This is a genomic window from Phycicoccus elongatus Lp2 (genome assembly GCF_000367525.1).
Taxonomy (GTDB): domain Bacteria; phylum Actinomycetota; class Actinomycetes; order Actinomycetales; family Dermatophilaceae; genus Phycicoccus_A; species Phycicoccus_A elongatus.
This window is the reverse complement of record NZ_HF570956.1, coordinates 483035-485924: the sequence shown is the minus strand read 5'-3', so window position 1 is coordinate 485924 and position 2890 is coordinate 483035. Positions and strand designations below refer to the sequence as shown.

The window sequence follows — 2890 nt, the reverse complement described above, 5'->3', positions numbered from 1 at the left end:
CCCCCCCCCGCCGCGGCGGTCGTCTCCGCCCCGGCGCGGTCGCTGCGCCAGTGGACGGCGACGTCGTGGCCCGCGTGGGCGAGGGCGGCGGCGATGGCTGACCCGAGGCCGCCGCTCGCGCCGGTGACCAGGGCGGTCACGCGGTGCCGTCGGGGGGTGCGGTCTCGCGGGTGAGTGCGCGGATCTCGTTGGCGAAGGCGGGGAAGGCCGTCGTGAGTTCGTCGGCGTCGCCGAGGGTGAAGTGCTTGTCCCGGAAGGCCGGTGAGCACCAGCAGGCGACCAGGGACCACGGGCCCATCGGGGCAGCGCCCTGCCAGTCGCCGCGGCGCACGAGGATCTGGCGTTGCTTGGAGTCGAGGAGGTTGAGGACGCCGCGGCCCCCACGACGCAGGCGCAGGAGGGCGACGGGCGCGCCGTCGAGCCACTGCCAGCCCTCGTCGACCTCGAGCTTGTGCATGGCCGAGAAACCATCGGCCCGGTCGGTGAGGAGCACCGTGATCGAGGAGAGTTCCTGCGTGCGTGGGCCCGGCGCGAACCAGGCTCCTTCGCCCGGGATCGGCTGCATGCCCATCTCGTGGATCAGGTCCTCGGCCGTGCGCATCTCACGCGTCCCTTGCTGCGTCGGCAGCGACCTCCCCGCGCTCGCGGGCCCGACGGAGCAGGGCGCTGGTGTCGATCAGATTGCTCCGTCGATCGTGCACGACATGGCGGCCGTCCACAAATGCATCCGTCACATCGCCCCGTCCGGCGGCGAAGACCAACAGTGCGGGAAGGTCGTGGATCGGCGTGAGGTGCGGCGCGTCGAGGTCGAGGAGGATGAGGTCGGCGCGCTTGCCCACCTCGAGGCTGCCGATGAGGTCGCCCAGGCCGAGTGCCCGGGCCCCGTCGATGGTCGCGGCCCGAATGATGTCGACGGCGGGGGCCGCGGTCGGGTCTGCACTGGTCAGGCGGGCGAGCAGCGCGGTCTGGCGCATGGTCTGCCAGAGATCGAGGTCGTTGCTGCTCGAGCACCCGTCCGTTCCCAGGCCCAGACGGATGCCGTCGGCCGCCAAGGTGGTCCACGGCAGCGCCCCCGAGGCCAGTTTGAGGTTGGAGCCGGGGCAGTGGGCGACGCTTGCACCGGCGGCGGCGACGAGGGCACGATCCGCGGCGCTGAGGTGGACGCCGTGCCCGAGGACGCTCGGTGCCCCGTCGAGCAGGCCGGCACCGGCGAGGATCTGAGTGGGTGTGGCACCGAGGCGGGTGAGGACATCGGCGTTCTCGGCGGCGTTCTCGCTGGCGTGGACGTGGACGAGCCGACGGTCGGTGCGCTGGGAGGTGAGCACCCGGCATACCTCGGCAAGGTGGTCGGGGGAACAGGTGTAGGTCGAGTGCGGCATCGCGGCGACCGGGATCGTCGGCCCCCGCCGATGGCGCGCAGGCGCTCGGGCCAGGCCGCCAGGGCGTCGAGGCGTTGCGCCCAGGCGAGGCCGTCCGGGCCGGGTCCGTCGAAGAACACGGGCCCGCCGACGTGCCGGGCGCCCGTGGCGACGGCGCCCTCGTGAGCGGCTTCGTGGTGGAAGTACATGTCGAGCGTCGTCGTCACCCCGGCCAGCAGCGATTCCAGGGCGCCCAGCTCGGCGCCGACGCGGACCGTGTCCGGGTCCATGACCGCGCCCTCGGCCGCCCACACGATGCGCAGGAAGCCCTGGAGATCGACGCTCTCGGCGAGCCCGCGCAGCAGGGTCATCGGCAGGTGTGTATGGAGGTTGACCAGCCCCGGCATGGCCAGTTTGCCTCGCCCGTCCACCACCTGCAGATCAGCGTCTGCGTGACGCGGAAGTTGGGTTTCAGGGTGCAGGTGCGGGTGCAGGGCAGAGATGACGCCATCGGTGATCTCGATGGTCGCGTCGGCGAGGATCGTGAAGTCGTCGTCCACGGACACCACGTGGGCGAGGTTCTCGATGCGGGTGACTTCCATGGCGTATGCCGCGGGGCTCAGCTGGCGAAGGTCGCGCGGGTGTGCACGAGGTCGTCGAGGATCGCGAGGACCTTCGCCGAGGAGGCCGCCAGCACCGCAGTGATCTCGTCCATGGTGATCGGATCCTGGGCACCCACTCCGGCGGCGGGGTTCACGACGAGGCTGATCGCGGCATACCGCAGGCCGGCCTCGACGGCGAGGACCACCTCGGGCACGCCCGTCATCCCGGCCACATCGGCCCCGGCGAGGCGCGCCAGACGGATCTCCGCGGGCGTCTCGAAACGGGGCCCTTCGAAACAGGCATAGACGCCACCATCGCGAATCGCCTCTCCCACAACGGAAGCCGCATCGAGGATCTCGCGGCGCAACTCGGGGTGATAGGCCCCGACCACGTCGACGTGGACGACCCCTTCCGGCCCGCTGCCGTCGTGGAAGGTGCTCACGCGGCCCTTGGTGAAGTCGAGGAAGTCGTCGAGGCAGAGCAGGTCGCCGGGCTCCAGCTCGGGGTCGATCGACCCGGTGACGTTGACGGCGACGACGTCGCGAACCCCGGCGTCGGCGAGCGCGCGGATGTTCGCGCGGTAGTTGACCAGGTGGGGCGGCACCGAGTGGCCCGCTCCATGGCGGGTCAGGAAGACAACGGGTATGCCGTGCCACCGCCCGCGCGTGAATCTCGCCTCGCCGTAGGCGGTCTCGACCGTCTCGACCACCGGGTCCTCGAGTGCGTCGAGGTCATAGAACCCGGTGCCGGCGATGATGCCCAACGGTGTCGTCATCACACCCGAAGGCTAGCGGTGCCATCATCGGGGCCATGTCGTCTTCGCCGGAGCACGTCGCCCTCGCCGCCACCGGGCCGACCTCACTGGCCGCCGGGCGCGCGATCGCGCGCGCGGGCGGCAACGCCGTGGACGGGGGGGGGGGGGGGGGGGG

General features: G+C 71.8%; 3 protein-coding genes and 1 pseudogene. All 4 read right to left on the bottom strand.

Features of this window, described 5'->3' with window-relative positions:
- Nucleotides 1-136: 136 nt before the first annotated feature.
- The 4 genes and pseudogenes from BN10_RS02315 to BN10_RS02305 all read right to left on the bottom strand — a co-directional run bounded on the left by BN10_RS02315 (nucleotide 137) and on the right by BN10_RS02305 (nucleotide 2736).
- Nucleotides 137-601, bottom strand: a complete 465-nt coding sequence (locus BN10_RS02315) for a cupin domain-containing protein (protein ID WP_010849543.1) — start codon at nucleotides 599-601, stop codon at nucleotides 137-139.
- A 1-nt stretch (nucleotide 602) separates the two neighbouring features.
- Nucleotides 603-1379: an amidohydrolase family protein gene (locus tag BN10_RS15470; protein ID WP_010849542.1), complete on the bottom strand. Its 777-nt coding sequence runs from the start codon at nucleotides 1377-1379 to the stop codon at nucleotides 603-605.
- Nucleotides 1380-1492: 113 nt separating this feature from the next.
- Nucleotides 1493-1765, bottom strand: a pseudogene (locus tag BN10_RS18190) (amidohydrolase family protein); the annotation flags it as partial.
- Between the two features lie 212 nt (nucleotides 1766-1977).
- On the bottom strand, nucleotides 1978-2736 hold the full coding sequence (locus BN10_RS02305; RefSeq protein ID WP_040750768.1) for an S-methyl-5'-thioinosine phosphorylase: 759 nt from the start codon (nucleotides 2734-2736) through the stop codon (nucleotides 1978-1980).
- Nucleotides 2737-2890 lie beyond the last annotated feature (154 nt).

Excerpts from the sequence above, each read along its gene's own strand:
- BN10_RS02315 (WP_010849543.1), bottom strand. The coding sequence starts at position 601 with ATGCGCACGGCCGAGGACCTGATCCACGAGATGGGCATGCAGCCGATC.
- BN10_RS15470 (WP_010849542.1), bottom strand. The coding sequence starts at position 1,379 with ATGCCGCACTCGACCTACACCTGTTCCCCCGACCACCTTGCCGAGGTA.
- BN10_RS02305 (WP_040750768.1), bottom strand. The coding sequence starts at position 2,736 with ATGACGACACCGTTGGGCATCATCGCCGGCACCGGGTTCTATGACCTC.